The 16,690-nt window shown below is 69.1% G+C and carries 11 protein-coding genes and 1 riboswitch; of the genes, 8 read left to right on the forward strand and 3 right to left on the reverse strand.

The window, feature by feature from the left end:
- Window positions 1-54: 54 nt before the first annotated feature.
- On the forward strand, window positions 55-351 hold the full coding sequence (locus tag ACFUCU_RS01470; RefSeq protein ID WP_364135176.1) for an antibiotic biosynthesis monooxygenase family protein: 297 nt from the start codon (window positions 55-57) through the stop codon (window positions 349-351).
- A 74-nt stretch (window positions 352-425) separates the two neighbouring features.
- Here ACFUCU_RS01470 and valS read toward each other — a convergent pair whose 3' ends face one another.
- Window positions 426-3,056, reverse strand: coding sequence for a valine--tRNA ligase (gene valS, locus ACFUCU_RS01475; RefSeq protein WP_377970198.1), 2,631 nt, complete (start codon window positions 3,054-3,056; stop codon window positions 426-428).
- An 83-nt stretch (window positions 3,057-3,139) separates the two neighbouring features.
- Between valS and ACFUCU_RS01480 the strand changes: the two genes are divergently transcribed.
- Together ACFUCU_RS01480 and ACFUCU_RS01485 are read left to right on the forward strand one after the other, a co-directional pair.
- The gene (locus tag ACFUCU_RS01480) at window positions 3,140-3,508 is read left to right on the forward strand and encodes a DUF488 domain-containing protein (protein ID WP_377970199.1); all 369 of its coding nucleotides are present in this window, start codon (window positions 3,140-3,142) and stop codon (window positions 3,506-3,508) included.
- 30 nt (window positions 3,509-3,538) lie between these two features.
- Window positions 3,539-4,309, forward strand: coding sequence for an SDR family oxidoreductase (locus ACFUCU_RS01485; RefSeq protein ID WP_377970201.1), 771 nt, complete (start codon window positions 3,539-3,541; stop codon window positions 4,307-4,309).
- 65 nt (window positions 4,310-4,374) lie between these two features.
- Here ACFUCU_RS01485 and ACFUCU_RS01490 read toward each other — a convergent pair whose 3' ends face one another.
- Window positions 4,375-5,448, reverse strand: a complete 1,074-nt coding sequence (locus tag ACFUCU_RS01490; RefSeq protein ID WP_377970203.1) for an endonuclease/exonuclease/phosphatase family protein — start codon at window positions 5,446-5,448, stop codon at window positions 4,375-4,377.
- A gap of 399 nt (window positions 5,449-5,847) precedes the next feature.
- Here ACFUCU_RS01490 and ileS point away from each other — a divergent pair, with 399 nt between their 5' ends.
- The 4 genes from ileS to ndk are packed head-to-tail and all read left to right on the forward strand — an operon-like array spanning window position 5,848 to window position 11,560.
- On the forward strand, window positions 5,848-9,300 hold the full coding sequence (gene ileS, locus ACFUCU_RS01495) for an isoleucine--tRNA ligase (protein ID WP_377970205.1): 3,453 nt from the start codon (window positions 5,848-5,850) through the stop codon (window positions 9,298-9,300).
- 3 nt (window positions 9,301-9,303) lie between these two features.
- Window positions 9,304-10,662: a bifunctional folylpolyglutamate synthase/dihydrofolate synthase gene (locus tag ACFUCU_RS01500; protein ID WP_377970207.1), complete on the forward strand. Its 1,359-nt coding sequence runs from the start codon at window positions 9,304-9,306 to the stop codon at window positions 10,660-10,662.
- Window positions 10,663-10,665: 3 nt separating this feature from the next.
- Window positions 10,666-11,109, forward strand: a complete 444-nt coding sequence (locus ACFUCU_RS01505; RefSeq protein ID WP_377970209.1) for a DUF4233 domain-containing protein — start codon at window positions 10,666-10,668, stop codon at window positions 11,107-11,109.
- Between the two features lie 37 nt (window positions 11,110-11,146).
- Window positions 11,147-11,560, forward strand: coding sequence for a nucleoside-diphosphate kinase (ndk, locus tag ACFUCU_RS01510; protein WP_377970211.1), 414 nt, complete (start codon window positions 11,147-11,149; stop codon window positions 11,558-11,560).
- Window positions 11,561-11,648: 88 nt separating this feature from the next.
- On the opposite strand, the gene ACFUCU_RS01515 is transcribed toward ndk, so the two are convergent.
- Window positions 11,649-12,320 (reverse strand): vitamin K epoxide reductase family protein, encoded by a 672-nt coding sequence (locus ACFUCU_RS01515; protein WP_364135200.1) that lies wholly within the window; start codon window positions 12,318-12,320, stop codon window positions 11,649-11,651.
- Between the two features lie 561 nt (window positions 12,321-12,881).
- Here ACFUCU_RS01515 and ACFUCU_RS01520 point away from each other — a divergent pair.
- Window positions 12,882-16,364 carry an Rne/Rng family ribonuclease gene (locus ACFUCU_RS01520; protein WP_377970213.1) on the forward strand — a complete coding sequence of 1,161 codons (3,483 nt, stop codon included), beginning with the start codon at window positions 12,882-12,884 and terminating at the stop codon, window positions 16,362-16,364.
- A gap of 173 nt (window positions 16,365-16,537) precedes the next feature.
- A riboswitch (TPP riboswitch) is annotated at window positions 16,538-16,635 on the forward strand.
- The last annotated feature ends 55 nt before the right edge of the window (window positions 16,636-16,690 follow it).

Here is a 16,690-nt window from a genome sequence, read left to right on the forward strand (position 1 = left end):
GGTTGGCCCCTATGACAGCATCCCCCGGGATGTCCCGCGACCATTGGAGCGACATTGGCTATCACCGCACATCTGGACCTGACCCTGAAGACCGAAGTCCTCGACACCGCCCCCGACGTCCTGCGCGAGACGCTGGCCGACACCCGCGCCTTCGACGGCTGCCTGGGCGTCGATGTCCTGGTCGAGCGGGAGAATCCCACGCACGTCCTCGTCGTCGAACGCTGGGCCTCCATGGAACAGGACGCCGCCTACCGTGCCTGGCGCGCCACCGAGGAGGGCGCCAGCGGCCTCGGCGCCCTGCTGGCCGCCCCGCCGACGCTGACGCACTTTGAGACCTCGTTCGAGGCCTGAGCGCCTCCCGCAACCACACGGGCCCCCGTCCGGCATCAGCCGGGCGGGGGCCCTTGTCGTTAAGCGTCGCGGGACTAGGCCTGGGTGGGCGCTTCCACGGGAGCGTCCGCCGGGGCCAGGACGACGTCGCTGACCGCCAGCTCGCCGTCGCCGGCTATCAGCGTCAGCTCACGGGCGTTCGCCGCGGCCTTCAGATCGCCCAGTCCGGCACGGAGCTGCTGGACCAGGGACTCCGAGCCGGTGATGGCCGCGGAGAGCACCTCGGTGCGCTGCTTGACCTTTGCCTCGGACTTGGCCTTGCGGATGCCGCCCAGGGCCGCGCCGACGCTGGACAGCAGCGTGGTGTCGCCGTCGACCTCCACGGCGGCGGGCCACTGCGCACGGTGCACGGAGTCCTTCCGCCACCAGCTCCAGACTTCCTCCGTGGCGAAGGGCAGGAACGGGGCGAAGAGCCGCAGCAGGGTGTCCAGGCTGGTGGCGAGAGCGGCCAGCACGGAGGCCTGCTGCTCCTCCCCGGCGGCACCGTAGGCGCGGTCCTTGATCAGTTCCACGTAGTCGTCGGTGAAGTGCCAGAAGAAGCTCTCGGTGATCTGCAGGGCACGGGCGTAGTCGTAGGCCTCGAAGGCCTTCGTCGCCTGGGCCACCACGTCGGCCAGCTGGGCAAGCACGCCGCGGTCCAACGGGTTCGTCAGGACGGACAGGTCCCCGGAGAGCACCGAGTCCTCGGTGGCGCCGAGGTTCAGGACAAACTTGGAGGCGTTGAGCAGCTTGATCGCAAGGCGGCGGCCGATCTTCATCTGCGCGATCTCGTAGGCGGTGTCCGCGCCGAGCTTGGCCGAGGCCGCCCAGTAGCGGACCGCGTCCGAGCCGTACTCGTTGAGCACATCGGTCGGAACAATCACGTTGCCCTTGGACTTGGACATCTTCTTCCGGTCCGGGTCGAGGATCCAGCCGGAAATGGCAGCGTGCTTCCACGGCGCCACGCCCTGCAGGGAGTCGGCACGGACCGCGGAGGAGAACAGCCACGTCCGGATGATGTCGTGGCCCTGCGGGCGCACGTCGAACGGGAAGACCTTCGAGAAGAGCGCCTCGTCGGTGCTCCACCCGCCCACGATCTGCGGGGTCAGCGACGACGTGGCCCAGGTGTCCAGGACGTCGGCGTCGCCGGTGAAGCCGCCCGGGACGTCGCGCTGGGCTTCCTCGTAGCCGGGGGCTGCGTCCGCGGCGGGGTCCACCGGGAGCTGGCCGTCGGCCGGCAGGATCGGCGTGTCGTAGTCGGGGTTGCCGTCGGCGTCCAGCGGGTACCAGACCGGCACCGGCACGCCGAAGAAGCGCTGGCGGGAGACCAGCCAGTCGCCGTTCAGGCCGGTGATCCAGTTCTCGTACCGGGAGCGCATGAACGCGGGGTGGAAGTCGATCTCCTTGCCGCGGCCGATCAGGCGTTCGCGGCGGTCCTCGTCGCGGCCGCCGTTGCGGATGTACCACTGGCGGGAGGTAACGACCTCAAGGGGCTTGTCGCCCTTTTCGAAGAAGTTGACCGGGTGCATAATCTTCTTCGGTTCGCCGTCCAGCAGGTCCGCGGCGGCCAGCAACTCCACCACGCCCTCCTTGGCGCTGAAGACGGTCTTGCCGGCGATCGCGGCGAAGGCCTCGCGGCCCTCCGCAGTGGTGATCCAGTCCGGGGTCTCGCCGACGATGCGGCCGTCGCGGCCCACGATCGCGCGGGTGGGCAGCTGCAGCTCACGCCACCAGGTGACGTCGGTGAGGTCACCGAAGGTGCAGACCATCGCGATGCCCGAGCCCTTGTCCGCCTTGGCCAGCGGGTGGGCCTTGACCTCCACCTCGACGCCGAAGATTGGGGAGGTGACCTTGGTGCCGAAGAGCGGCTGGTAGCTCTCGTCGTCGGGGTTCGCCACCAGCGCGGCGCAGGCGGCCAGCAACTCGGGGCGGGTGGTCTCGATGTAGATCTTCTCGCCGGATTCGGTGAAGAACGGGTAGCGGTAGTAGGCGCCGGCGACCTCGCGGTCCTCCAGTTCGGCCTGGGCCACCGCGGTGCGGAAGGTGACGTCCCACAGGGTGGGGGCCTCGGCCATGTACGCGTCGCCGGCGGCCAGGTTGGCCAGGAACGCGCGCTGGGAGATGGCGCGGGACTTGTCGTCGATGGTCCGGTAGGTCAGGTCCCAGTCAACGGAGAGACCCAGGGTCTGGAAGAGGTTCTCGAAGACCTTCTCGTCCTCGACGGCGAGTTCCTCGCAGAGTTCGATGAAGTTCCGGCGCGAGACGACGTCGAAGTCGCGCTGGTTCTTGGCCGGCTCGGCCGGGGGCCGGTAGTTGGCATCGTAGGGGATGGCCGGATCGCAGCGCACACCGTAGTAGTTCTGCACGCGGCGCTCGGTGGGCAGGCCGTTGTCGTCCCAGCCCATCGGGTAGAAGACGTTCTTGCCGGTCATCCGCTGGTAGCGGGCCAGGACGTCGGTCTGCGTGTAGGAGAACATGTGTCCGACGTGCAGCGAACCCGACGCGGTGGGCGGGGGAGTGTCGATCGAGTAGACCTGCTCCCGGGTGGTGTCCGGGTTGAACTTGTAGGTTCCTTCGTCAAGCCAGCGCCGGGTGAGCGATGCCTCCAGGCCCTCGAGGGCGGGCTTGTCCGGAACGTTGGTGGGGGCGGTGGTGGGCGTGTCTGTACCCTGCGTGTCTTCAGCCATGGGTCAATTCTTGCAGTTCTTTTCGCTTTAGTTTTCACCGCGTTTCGCGATTTCGGGATCCCGCTGCAATAACGTGCGGGACTATGGAGGAAAATTCGGCGAATTTCGCGATCAAACGGATCTATGACCCGCCCGGCGACGCCGACGGCTACCGGGTCCTGGTGGACCGGCTCTGGCCGCGTGGCGTCAGCAAGGAGCGGGCCCAGCTGGACCTGTGGCTCAAGGAGGTGGCCCCGTCCGGGCCGCTGCGCACCGAGTTCGCGCACATGCAGGAGCGCTTCGAGGACTTCCGGTCCGCCTACGAGGCGGAGCTTGCGGACAACCCGGCGGTGGAAACCCTGCGCCGGATCGGGACCGAGCACGCCCGCGTGACCCTGCTTTTCGGGGCAAGGGACGTGGAAACCAACCACGCCCGGGTGCTGTTGGAATTCCTCCAGCGCGGTGGCCGCTAACCGCCGCCCGATTCCGATTAGGGTGGTGCCATGACTGAGGGAACCACCAACACAGCAGCAGCCAAAGCGGCCGTCGTCACCGGCGCCAGCACCGGAATCGGGCAGGCCACGGTCCGTGCGCTCCGCCAGGAAGGGTGGACCGTGTTCGCCGTCGCCCGCCGGGCCGACCGCCTGGACGCCCTCGCGGCGGAAACCGGCGCCGTCGCGCTGGCCGCGGACGTGACCGACGACGACGCCGTCGCCCGCCTGGTCGAGGAGGTCACCCGCGAAGGCGGTATTGACACCCTCATCAACGTTGCCGGCGGAGCCCGCGGGGCGGACAAGATTGCCGACGGCAAGACCGAGGACTGGCAGTGGATGTACGAGGTCAACGTCCTCGGCACCCTCAAGCTGACCCGCGCCTTCCTGCCGATGCTGCGGGCCTGCGGGGAAGGCACCGTCCTGAACCTCACCTCCACCGCCGGGCTTTCCGCCTATGAAGGCGGGGGAGGGTATAACGCGGCCAAGTTCGGCCAGCACGCCCTCACCGGGGCGCTCCGCCTGGAGGAAGCCGAACACAACCTCCGTGTGATCGAGGTGGCCCCGGGCATGGTGCAGACGGAGGAGTTCTCGCTCAACCGCCTCGGGGACAAGGGCGCCGCGGACAAGGTCTACGCCGGGGTCGAGAAGCCGCTGACGGCCGACGACGTCGCCGACGTGGTCCGCTACGCGGTGACCGCCCCGCACCACGTGAACCTGGACCAGATCATCATCCGGCCGGTCGCGCAGGCGTCCAACTTCAAGGTCATCCGCAAGGGCTGATCGGATGTTCCGGACCGGAGCGGCCACCCGCCCGGCGGCTTAGCCCGGTAACCTAGCCCGGCGGCTTAGCCCGGCGCCGGGATGGTGAGCGTGGCCACTACGACCGCGTGATCCGTACCGGCCACCCGGTGCACCGCGAAGTCCGTGCTGCCGACCGATGGGCCTGTCAGCAGGTGGTCCAGCGTGGTCCCCGGCAGCGGCAGGTCCATCGGCCAGGTGGGGACCAGCCGCGCACCCTGGGCGGTGGCCACGTCCACCAGGGGATGAGCGGCGCCGGCGGAGACCAGGCGCCGGAATTCCGCGTGGTCGTATCCGGCGTTGAAGTCGCCCAGCAGGAGCAGCGGTGGCTGCTGCCCTGCTTGTTGCCGGCCGGCAACTGCGGCTGCCGCTTGCTCCGGCAGCCTGCCGAGGGCCGCCAGCTCCCGGCGCCACTGGCCCAGTCCGCCGCCCACCGGCGCCCGGGTGTGCACGTTCGTCACCTCCAGCAGGGCGGCGCCGCCGTCCGGGGCGGGCAGCTCGAGCCTCGCTGAGGCCATCGGGAACCGGGTCCCGGCCAGGGTTCCGGTCGATTGCAGCGGGAAGCGGGAGTAGAGCGCCCCGCCGGAGGCGTCCTTGGCAGGGGCGCTGATCCGGTAGGGCAGCTCGCCGGTGATGCCCGCGGCCTCCAGCCGCAGCTCCAGGGCCGGGGTGTACTCCTGGAGCGCCAGCAGCCCCACGCCGTGGTCCCGGACCAGCCGGACGATCTCCCCGGCGTCGGCCCGGCCAAGCTTCGCGTTGATGCTCATCGTCACCAGCTCCGCGCCCCTGCCCCCCGCCGGCGGCAACGGACGCGCGTGGCCGGGCGAAAACAGCCACGCCGCCTGCAGGGCCAGGAGCGCCGCGGCGGCGCCGGCCGCCACCGGACGGCGTGCCGCCACAGCACAGAGCACCGAGAATCCGGCAGGAACCACCAGCCAGGGCGTGAAGGACAGCAGCTGCACCACCGTTTCCGGCCACGGCAGATCCACGGCACGGCACACGGACAGTCCGGCCACCGGCACCCCTAGCAGCCCCGCCGCCGCCAGCCAGCGCCGGCGCGGCACCACCCCGGCCCGGGTTGTCCCGGACAGCCGGTCCGCAACGCCGTGAGGGAGGCCCATTCCCCGAGTGTAGGCAGGCGCGGCGCCCGGGGCGAGGGTTCGGCCGGAAACGAGCCGCCCGTATCCCTGGCTGGCGGCCCATGGTGCGCGGCGGGCACCGGCCCCTTTCCGGTACCATCGAACTAACAGCGTCGACCCGGCCATCACCGGTGAGCTTCCGGAAGAACACTCCGGCGCGACCCCACGGTCCGCGCGGTGCCAGTAGAACCGGACGGGTAAGCCCGTCACAGCAGTCAACGAGCGGCCGGCAGCGGTGCGCGTGCCACCCTCACGGGTGGTCCGGGCCCGTAGCCGGTAAGTGAGGTGGTACCGCGGCGCCGGTGTTGTTCCGACAGCACAGGAGCCGTCCTCGCATCCTGAATGAATCCCGTTGTTCACAGCTCAACCCAGGATGTCGAGATGACCCATTACCCCAAGGCCTCAGCCGCACCCTCCGACGCCAGCGCCTCCGGCACGGCTTCCAACGCCGCCGGCGTGTCCGCCTCCGTGAAGTTCCCGGAGATCGAGGAGCGCATCCTCAAGTACTGGGACCAGGACAGCACGTTCCAGGCGAGCATCGACCAGCGGGATGCGGGTCAGGACGGCTCCAACGAATTCGTCTTCTACGACGGCCCTCCCTTCGCCAACGGCCTCCCGCACTACGGCCACCTGCTGACCGGGTACGCCAAGGACCTGGTGGGCCGCTACCAGACCCAGCGCGGCCGCCGCGTCGAGCGCCGCTTCGGCTGGGACACCCACGGCCTGCCCGCCGAGCTCGAGGCGATGAAGCAGCTGGGGATGACGGACAAGACCCAGATCGAGGCCATGGGCATCGATAAGTTTAACGATGCCTGCCGCGCCTCGGTGATGAAGTACGCCGACGAGTGGAAGAGCTACGTCACCCGCCAGGCCCGCTGGGTGGACTTCGAGAACGACTACAAGACGCTCAACGTCGAATACATGGAGTCCGTGCTCTGGGCCTTCAAGCAGCTGCACGAGAAGGGCCTGACCTACAACGGCTACCGGGTCCTGCCGTACTGCTGGAAGGACGAGACGCCGCTCTCCAACCATGAGCTGCGGATGGACGACGACGTCTACAAGAACCGCCAGGACCAGACCGTCACCGTGACCTTCCCGATCACGGCGGGGGAGTCGGAGCTCTCGAAGCAGCTCGCCGGTGTCCAGGCGCTCGCCTGGACCACCACGCCCTGGACCCTGCCCACCAACCTGGCGCTCGCCGTCGGACCCGCCATCACCTACGTGGTGCTGCCCGCCGGACCGCACGGGATCAAGGCCGCCTCCGACGACGCCCCCGTTACCGGATCCTTCCTGCTCGCCGCCGACCTCCTCGGCGCCTACGCCAAGGACCTGGGCTACGGCGACGGCGCCGAGGGTGCCGCCGCGGCCGAGGCCGCCGTCGTCTCCCGCCACCTGGGCACGGAACTCGAGGGCCTGACGTACGAGCCGCTCTGGGATTACTTCGCCGACGCCGAGAAGTACGGCACCGAGAACGGTTGGCGTTTCCTCGTGGCCGACTATGTCACCACCACCGACGGCACCGGCATCGTCCACCAGGCCCCGGCCTACGGTGAAGACGACCAGAAGGTCTGTGAAGAGGCCGGCATCCCCGTGGTCCTTTCCGTCGACGAGGGCGCGAAGTTCCTGCCCCTCTTCGGCCATGGACCCCTCGCCGCGATCGCCGGGCTGCAGGTCTTCGAGGCCAACAAGCCCATCACCCAGGTGCTCCGCGCCGAGGGCCGCCTGGTCCGCCAGGCCAGCTACGAGCACTCCTACCCGCACTGCTGGCGCTGCCGGAACCCGCTGATCTACCGTGCCGTTTCCTCCTGGTACGTCGAGGTCACCAAGTTCAAGGACCGCATGTCCGAACTGAACCAGGAAATCAACTGGATCCCGGGCAACGTCAAGGACGGCCAGTTCGGCAAGTGGCTGGCCAACGCCCGCGACTGGTCGATCAGCCGCAACCGTTACTGGGGCAGCCCCATCCCGGTCTGGCAGTCCAGCGACCCGGACTACCCGCGCACCGACGTCTACGGTTCGCTCGCCGAGATCGAGGCCGATTTCGGCCGGCTGCCGCTGAACAACGACGGCCAGGTGGACCTGCACCGTCCGTTCATCGACGAACTGACCCGCCCGAACCCGGACGACCCGCGCACCCCCGAAGAGGGCCAGTCCGTGATGCGCCGCGTCGAGGACGTCCTGGACGTCTGGTTCGACTCCGGCTCCATGCCCTACGGCCAGGTGCACTACCCGTTCCAGAACGAGGAATGGTTCGACACCCACAACCCGGCGGACTTCATCGTCGAGTACATCGGCCAGACCCGCGGCTGGTTCTACATGCTGCACATCCTCTCCACCGCGCTGTTCGACCGCCCGGCCTTCCGCAACGTCATCAGCCACGGCATCGTCCTCGGCTCCGACGGGCAGAAGATGTCCAAGAGCCTGCGCAACTACCCGGACGTCTCCGAGGTCCTGGACCGCGACGGCTCCGACGCGATGCGCTGGTTCCTGATGTCCAGCCCCATCCTGCGCGGCGGCAACCTCGTGGTCACCGAACAGGGCATCCGCGACGGCGTCCGCCAGGTCATCCTGCCGCTGTGGAACGTGTACAGCTTCTTCACCCTCTACACGAACGCCTCGAACGGGGGCTCCGGCTACGACGCGAAGCTCCGCTACGACGGCTACGCCGACACCCTGGACCAGTACCTGATGGCCAACACCGGCGACCTGGTCCGCAGCATGACCGAACAGCTGGACAGCTACGACATCTCCGGCGCCTGCGACGAACTGCGCGGCTACCTGGACATGCTCACGAACTGGTACGTCCGGCGCAGCCGCCAGCGGTTCTTCGACGAGAACACCGATGCCTTTGACGCGCTGTACACCGCGCTGGAGACCGTCTGCCGCGTCGCCGCCCCGCTGCTGCCGCTGATCTCCGAGGAGATCTGGCGCGGCCTCACCGGCGGGCGCTCCGTGCACCTGGCCGATTGGCCGGACGCGGGCCTGTTCCCCGCCAACGCCGGGCTGGTGGAGGCGATGGACCGGGTGCAGCAGATTTGCTCCACCGGCTCCTCGCTGCGTAAGGCCGCGAACCTGCGGGTGCGCCTGCCGCTGCAGGAACTCACTGTGGTCGCCCCCGGCGCGGACACACTGGCGGGCTTCGCCGCCGTCGTCGCGGACGAGCTGAACCTGCGCTCCGTCCGCGTGCTCGACGCCGACGCCGCCTCCCCGGAGGAGTTCGGCATCGAGCAGAAGCTGGTGGTCAACGCCCGCGCCGCCGGTCCGCGGCTGGGCAAGAACGTCCAGCAGGCCATCAAGGGCTCCAAGTCCGGCGACTGGTCCGTGAACGACGCCGGCGTGGTCACCGCCGGCGGCCTCGAACTCGAGCCGCAGGAATACACCCTGGAAACCGTCGTGGCCGAGGCCGCGGCAGGGGAGGGATCCCGGGCGGCGGCAGTCCTGCCCGGCGGCGGCTTCGTGGTCCTTAACACCGAGGTCACGCCGGAACTGGAGGCCGAGGGTCTGGCACGGGACATCATCCGAGTCATCCAGGAGACTCGCCGTAAGAACAACTTCCAGGTCAGTGACAGGATCAGTGTTGAGGTTCTAGGAGACCCCACTGTTGGGTCAGCTATCTCGGCACAGCGTGACCTGATCATGACGGCGACGCTCGCCACAGAGCTTGCATGGAAACCAGGCGGCGGCGTGAATATGGATCTCGCCAAACTCGATAGCGAACTCCCGGGAGGGCCCGGCGAAATGGAACCAAGCCTGAGTAATCCTTGGGGTGGCCTTGATTCTGTTCTTCCCGGCGGTCGGAGTGTCTCGGTGAATCTCCAGAAGGCAGGGGCATAATCCATGAGCGACGAATTTTCGGTCGAGAGCGTCTACGCCGAACTGCTGGGCCGGGCGCCGGAGAACAAGATGGAACCCCGGCTGGCGCCGCTGCGCCGGGCGATGGACATCCTGGGGGAGCCGAACAAGGCCTTCCCGATCATCCACGTCACCGGCACCAACGGTAAGACCTCCACGGCCCGGATGATTGAGGCCGGGCTGCGTGCCCACGGCCTGAGCACCGGCCGGTACACCAGCCCGCACCTGTCCAAGGTCACCGAGCGGATCAGCATCGACGGCGAACCGGTCTCCGATGAGACCTTCGTCCGGATCTGGGACGAGATCCGGCCTTATCTGGAGATCGTGGACAACGAACTCACCGCGGAGGGCCAGCCCCGGCTGACCTACTTCGAATGCCTCACCATTCTGGGCTTCGCGGTCTTCGCGGACCAGCCGGTGAACGTGGCCGTGATCGAGGTGGGCCTGGGCGGCATCACCGATGCCACCAACGTCGGCGACGGCCTGGTCTCAGTCATCACCCCGATCTCCCTGGACCACACGGACCTCTTGGGCGACACCACCGAGGACATCGCGCACGAGAAGGCCGGCATCATCAAGCCCGGCGGCTTCCTGGTCAGCGCCGCCCAGCCGGTGGACGCCGCCCAGGTGCTGCTGGAGAAGGCCAAAGAGGTGGGCGTGCCGTTCCGCTTCGAAGGCGTCGAGTTCGGCGTCGAGTCCCGCACCGTGGCCGTCGGCGGCCAGATGGTGACCATCCAGGGCCTCGCGGACCGGTACGAGGGCCTCCTGGTGCCGCTGCACGGCGCCCACCAGGCCGAGAACGCCGCCGTCGCCGTCGCCGCCCTGGAAGCGTTCTTCGGCGCGGACAAGCCGCTGAACCCCGAGGTGCTCCAGGAGGCCTTCGCCGCCGTCACCTCCCCGGGCCGGCTGGAGGTGCTGCGCACCGCCCCCACCATCGTGGTGGACGCCGCACACAACCCGGAGGGCATCCGGGTCTCCGCCGAGGCGCTCCAGGAGGCCTTCAGCTTCAGCAAGCTGGTGGTGGTCCTGGGCATCCTGCAGGAAAAGGACGCCGAGGAAATCCTCCGCCAGCTCAAGGACTCCCTCGCGGAGGTCCCGGCCGAATTCTGCTTCACGCAGTCCAACTCGCCGCGGGCCATCCCCGCCGAGGAACTCGGCGAGCTTGCCTTGGACCTGGGCTTCGGCGAGGACCTCGTGCACACCGCGGAGAAGCTCGACGACGCCCTCGAATGGGCGGTGGAGCGGGCAGAATCCAACGACGACCTGGCCGGCGGCATCCTGGTCACCGGCTCCATCACGCTCGTCGCCGAAGCCCGGATCCTGCTCGGAAAGTCCGAGGCGTAACCGATGGCGAAACTCACCAAGGCCCAGCGCGAGTGGCGCCCGGGCATGCCGAAGAAGCGGCGTTCAACCAAGGTCATGTTCGCCTCCACGGTCCTCCTGCTGGAGGCCTTCGTGGCGCTCTTCGGGACCCTGGCCGTGTTCGGCCTGCGGCGCGGGGAATTTCCCCCGGCGCTGGTCTTTGGGCTCGGCATCGGGCTGGCCCTGGTGCTGGCACTGACCTGCGCGGTGCTGACCAAACCGTGGGGCGTGGCTCTGGGCTGGGTACTGCAGCTGGTGCTGATCCTCACCGGTTTCGTGGAACCGACCATGTTCGTGGTGGGCGCCCTGTTCGCCCTCACCTGGTGGTACGGCATCCGCACCGGCATCCGGATCGACCGCGAGGCGGCCCAGCGGGACCGGGAGCAGGCTGCCTGGGAGGCCGCCAACCCGGACACCCCGAGCAACTAGACTTGTCCCAAACCCACCCCAACACATTGGAGCAGCTGTGAGCATCGAGCGCACCCTAGTCCTGGTCAAGCCCGACGGCGTCGCCCGCAACCTGACCGGCAGCATCATCGCCCGGATCGAAGCCAAGGGCTACGCCCTGGCCGAACTGAAGAAGGTCAACGCCACCCGCGAACTCCTCGAGCAGCACTACGAAGAGCACGTCGGCAAGCCCTTCTACGAGCCGCTGGTCGAATTCATGCTCAGCGGCCCCGTGGTCGCGGCGATCTTCGAGGGCCACCGCGTGATCGAGGGCTTCCGTTCGCTGGCCGGCACCACCGACCCGACGACGGCGGCTCCGGGCACCATCCGTGGCGACTTCGGCCGCGACTGGGGCGTCAAGGTCCAGCAGAACCTGGTCCACGGCTCCGACTCGGTGGAGTCCGCCGAGCGCGAGATCGAGATCTGGTTCTAGGCTCCCGCCCCCGCGGGGCGCGAAAAAAGCCGGGGCCGGTGTTCGTAATCGAACACCGGCCCCGGCTTTTTCGCGTTGCTGCGGCCTCTTAGTAGCCGGACGTACCGACGAAGACCTGGATGAAGGCGAAGAAGATCGTGGCGACGACGGCGATGTAGAGCAGGGCGGTCAGGATCCAGCCGGACTCGCCCAGGATGCGGGTGGCGCCGGCGGGCATCGGAATGACGCCGTGGGTGATGTTGCGGACGGTTACCCAGACGAAGAGCGGAATCATGGCCGCCCAGACGATCATGCAGAACGGGCAGAGGATGTGGATCGAGTACAGCGCCTGCGACCACAGCCACACCACGAAGGCGAAGCCCAGGGTCACGCCGGTCTGCAGCCCGATCCAGTACCAGCGGGCGAAGCGGGCGCCGGACAGCAGGCCCATGCCGGTGGTGATGATCACGGCAAAGGCGACGATCCCGATGAACATGTTCGGGAAACCGAAGAGTGAGCTCTGCCAGGTCTGCATCACCTGGCCGCAGGAGATCCAGGGGTTGACGTCGCAGACGGTGACGTGGCTGGGGTCCTTGAGGACGGCGAGCTTCTCCAGCACCAAGGCGCCGGAGGCGAGCCAGCCGACGACGCCGGTAATCACCAGCAGCCAGCCGAACGGCCGCGGCCGGGTCATCGACGGAACCTGCCGGTCCGCTTCGGCCGGTCCGTTGTCCCGTGCCGGGGTGGCCACGTCGTCAGGGGCGTGGGAGATGCTGGGCATGGATCGTTCGTCCTTTGCGTCGGTTCTCGGTGCTGGGTCTTCTCATGGTCAGGTTCTCTGTGTTGTGGTCCGTCGCGACCGTAGCGGTGGCTGCGGAACGGCGTGCTCAGGCCGATTCTATCGCCGGAGGCTGGACGAATCCCGGGTTCCGGTCCCGGCCACCCCCTCGCGTACCGGTGATTCGGTGTCATGTGCGTCCGGGATGTGTGGCCTAAGCCGGCATTTCCGAGTGCTGTGAGACAATGAAGCTGGCTGGGACGTGAACCACATTCGCGCTTCAGTCCGGCGACTTCGAATTCAAGACCGCCAATGAGGAGCAGGGATCTTCCCGGGTCTGATGATCCGGTTTTCCCGCAATGCCATTGGACGGCACCTGGTTGTGATGCATCGATCAACGGGTTCGCAGCGAAGCCGCCGGCCCTCCAGGGCTGCCGCACCCCAAGGCCGGTGCGAACCTGAGGGTATTCAATTGACTTCTGTCAATGCCTGCGGGTGTTGACAAATATATGCCCCCAGGGCGCCGGATGTGGCGGCGCATCAGGGGCAGGAGCGTGGCCACATATGGATAATGAACAGCTGGAAACGGGCAACGACGAAGCAACGGTTTCCGACGCCCCCATGACCGACGGCGCAACCGCCACCGAGGTGCCGGAAAAGCCTAAACGGGCACCGCGCACCCGAAAGAAAGCGGCTCCCAAGGCCGAAGCGGCCGCACCGGCCGATGAAACCGCCGACGCCGCGGCTCCCGCCGCAGGCGCCGAAGCAGACGCTGCCAATGCAGACAACAGCGTCCCGGCCGATGCCGCGGAGGAACCCGCAGCGGAGAAGGCCCCGGCGCGCCGGACCCGCACCCGCCGCCAGGCCGCCCCGAAGGCAGCCGCAGCACCCGAGGCTGACGCCGCGGACGAAGCCCCCGCCCTCCTGACCGTTTCCGAGGCCGTGGCCCCCGCCGACGTTCCCGCCGATGCCGAGGCTGAGGCCGATGTCCCGCGCAAGCCGGTCCGCCGCCGGGCCAGCCGCGCCAAGGCTGCCCCCGCCGAGGTGCCCGCGGAAACCGCCCCGGAGGCCGGCGCCACCGACGACGCGCCCACGGCTGATGCTGCCGTTGCCGCCCCGGACGCTCCCGCCGCCGCCACCGAAACCCCCGCCGAGCAGGCCCCGGCAACGGAGGCCCCCGCCGAGGAGGCCCAGGAAACCGAAACGCCGTCGTTGTTCCTCGCCCCTTCCGCCCCCGGCGCCGTCACCTCCATGCTCTTCCAGGCCCCGGACCTCACCGCTGTCGTCCGTCCCGCCCCTGCCGCGGCAGCTGCCGAGGACACAGACACCGACGAAGACGAGGAAGACGACGAGCAGGGCAACCGCCGCCGTCGCCGCAGCCGCGGCCGCCGTGGCCGCAGCCGGGTCTCCGAGGCCGACACCGACGCCGAGCCCGGCGACGAGGACGCCGAGGAGGGCCGCGAGGCCGCACTGGAGGACGGCGTGACGTCCCGCCGCCGCCGTCGCCGCCGTCGCGGTGACCAGGACCTCGAACTGACCGGCGGCAGCGACGACGACCCGCCCAACACCGTCACCCGGGTCCGCGCGCCGCGCACCGTCAGCGAAGCACCGGTCAGCAACCGCGTCACCTCGGTCAAGGGCTCCACCCGGCTGGAGGCGAAGAAGCAGCGCCGCCGCGAGTCCCGCGACACCGGCCGCCGCCGCACCGTCATCACCGAAGCGGAGTTCCTGGCGCGCCGCGAATCCGTGGACCGGCAGATGATCGTTCGCCAGCGCGACGACAGAATCCAGATCGGTGTCCTCGAAGACGGCGTCCTGGCCGAGCACTTCGTGTCCAAGACCCAGCAGGACTCCCTGATCGGCAACGTCTACCTGGGCCGCGTCCAGAACGTGCTGCCCTCTATGGAGGCGGCCTTCGTCGACATCGGACGCGGCCGCAACGCCGTGCTGTATGCCGGCGAGGTCAACTGGGACGCCGTCAACCTCGAGGGCAAGCAGCGCCGGATCGAGAACGCGCTCAAGTCCGGCGACTCCGTCCTGGTCCAGGTGACCAAGGACCCGGTGGGCCACAAGGGCGCCCGCCTCACCAGCCAGATCTCGCTGCCCGGCCGGTACCTCGTGTACGTGCCCGGCGGTTCCATGACGGGCATCTCCCGCAAGCTGCCCGACGTCGAACGCAACCGGCTCAAGCGCATCCTCAAGGACCGCCTGCCGGAAGACGCCGGCGTGATCGTCCGCACCGCGGCCGAGGGAGCCTCGGAAGAGGAGCTGACGCATGACATCAACCGGCTCCGCGCCCAGTGGGAGGGCATCGAAAGCCAGGCCACGTCCACCAAGATCCTCGCCCCGGAGCTCCTCTACGGCGAACCGGACCTGACCATCAAGGTGGTCCGCGACGTGTTCAACGAGGACTTCTCCAAGCTGATCGTCTCCGGTGAGGAGGCCTGGGACACCATCGAGGCCTACGTCACCTACGTGGCACCGGACCTGGTGGGCAGGCTCGAGAAGTGGACCAAGGACACGGACATCTTCTCCGCCTGGCGCATCGACGAGCAGATCCACAAGGCTCTGGAACGCAAGGTCTTCCTGCCGTCCGGCGGCTCCCTCGTGATTGACCGCACCGAGGCAATGACCGTGGTGGACGTCAACACCGGCAAGTTCACCGGCAGCGGCGGCAACCTCGAGGAAACCGTCACCAAGAACAACCTCGAAGCGGCCGAGGAAGTCGTCCGCCAGCTGCGCCTGCGCGACATCGGCGGCATTATCGTCATCGACTTCATCGACATGGTGCTCGAATCCAACCGCGACCTCGTTCTGCGCCGCATGGTGGAGTGCCTGGGCCGGGACCGGACCAAGCACCAGGTGGCCGAGGTTACCTCGCTCGGCCTCGTGCAGATGACCCGCAAGCGGATGGGCACCGGCCTGCTGGAAGTCTTCGGCGAGCAGTGCGAGGCCTGCGCCGGCCGGGGCGTCGTCACGCACGACGAACCGGTCGAGCACCGCCGCGCCAACACCGTCGCCGCGGAACACCATGTTCCGCGCACCGAGCAGCAGCCCGCCGCCCGCAACGAGCGCAAGCGCCGCCGCGGCAAGGGCGGCCAGGGCACCGAGGGCCAGCAGCAGCAGGTGCCGGCGGCCGGGCACCACGAGCCCACCGAGGCCGAGCGGCACGCCAAGGCCGAGGCCACCCGTGCAGCGCTGGCGAATATCGCGGCGGCCGCCCACGCGGCCCACCTGCACGACGGCGACGCCAGCGCAGCGCCCGACGCCGAGACCCGGCAGGCGGCGCTGGACGCCGCCGTCGAGCTGGCCTCCACCGAGGAAGCAGCAGGTCGTCCCGCCGCCGTGCTGACGTTCGGCGGCGAGCAGGTGGCCCTGCCCTTCGTCGAGCACGCCGAGCAGGCGCCGCAGCCGGCCCTGACCCTGGACCTGCTGACCGAGGCGTTCGCCAACCTGGGCGACTCGGACTCGCGGAACCGCCAGTCCGGGACCACGGAGTCCGCGGTCCGCGAGGCCGTCCCGTCCGTGGAAGCGCCGTCCGTGGAAGCACGGTCCGTGGAAGCCCCCGCCCCGGAGGCTGAAGCACCCGCCGAGGCTCCGGCCGCCGGACGGTCCGCCGACCAGTCCCGGGCCACCCGTGGCCGGGGACGTGCCCGCACGGCCCGGATCCAGCCGCCGAACGCCCGCAACCGCGCGGCCGAACCGGAAAACCGCAGGGAACCCGCCCCGCAGCAGGCTCCGAAACAGGAAACCCGCCAGCAGGAGGCTCCGAAGACGGCCGCACCGACGGCGGCCCCCGTCGCCACCCGCACTCCGGCGGCAGCGGAACCGGCCACCGGCCAGCGCCGTCCGCGGCGGCACCGTAGTGCCAGCCGTGCCCAGGGGGCAGCCAACGAGACCGCCGTCGAGCAGCGCCGGCAGGCCTCCGCCCCGTCCGGCCAGGGCTCCGTCCACGAGGCCAAGGCACCGGAAACGGTCAAGCCGGTCGTCAAGGACAACGGGGGCCCGATCATCCTCGGCGTCGGCGTACCGGCCTCGGAGCTCTAAACCGCTCCGCCGCCGCACCACCCGGTACCGCTCCGTACCACTCGCGGGTATCTCCCGGACTCGACGTTTCGAAGCGTCGGCTCCGGGCGGTACCCGCGAGCCGGTTAAGGAGGAAGGCTGGCCGGAGGATCGAACGGGACGGGCGGGCGAACCCGGGACGGGGCGCTACGCTGGAACGCGACACGGGGTGCCGCGCATCGGACCGGCTGAGATCCACACCCGTTGAACCTGTCCGGTTAGCACCGGCGAAGGGATGTCTCTTGTCTTTGACCCAACCCGCGGCAGCACCCGCGGCACCTTCAACCACGCCCGCGGCCGGCGCCAGT

Source organism: Arthrobacter sp. NPDC057259 (assembly GCF_042668995.1).
Lineage (GTDB): Bacteria > Actinomycetota > Actinomycetes > Actinomycetales > Micrococcaceae > Arthrobacter.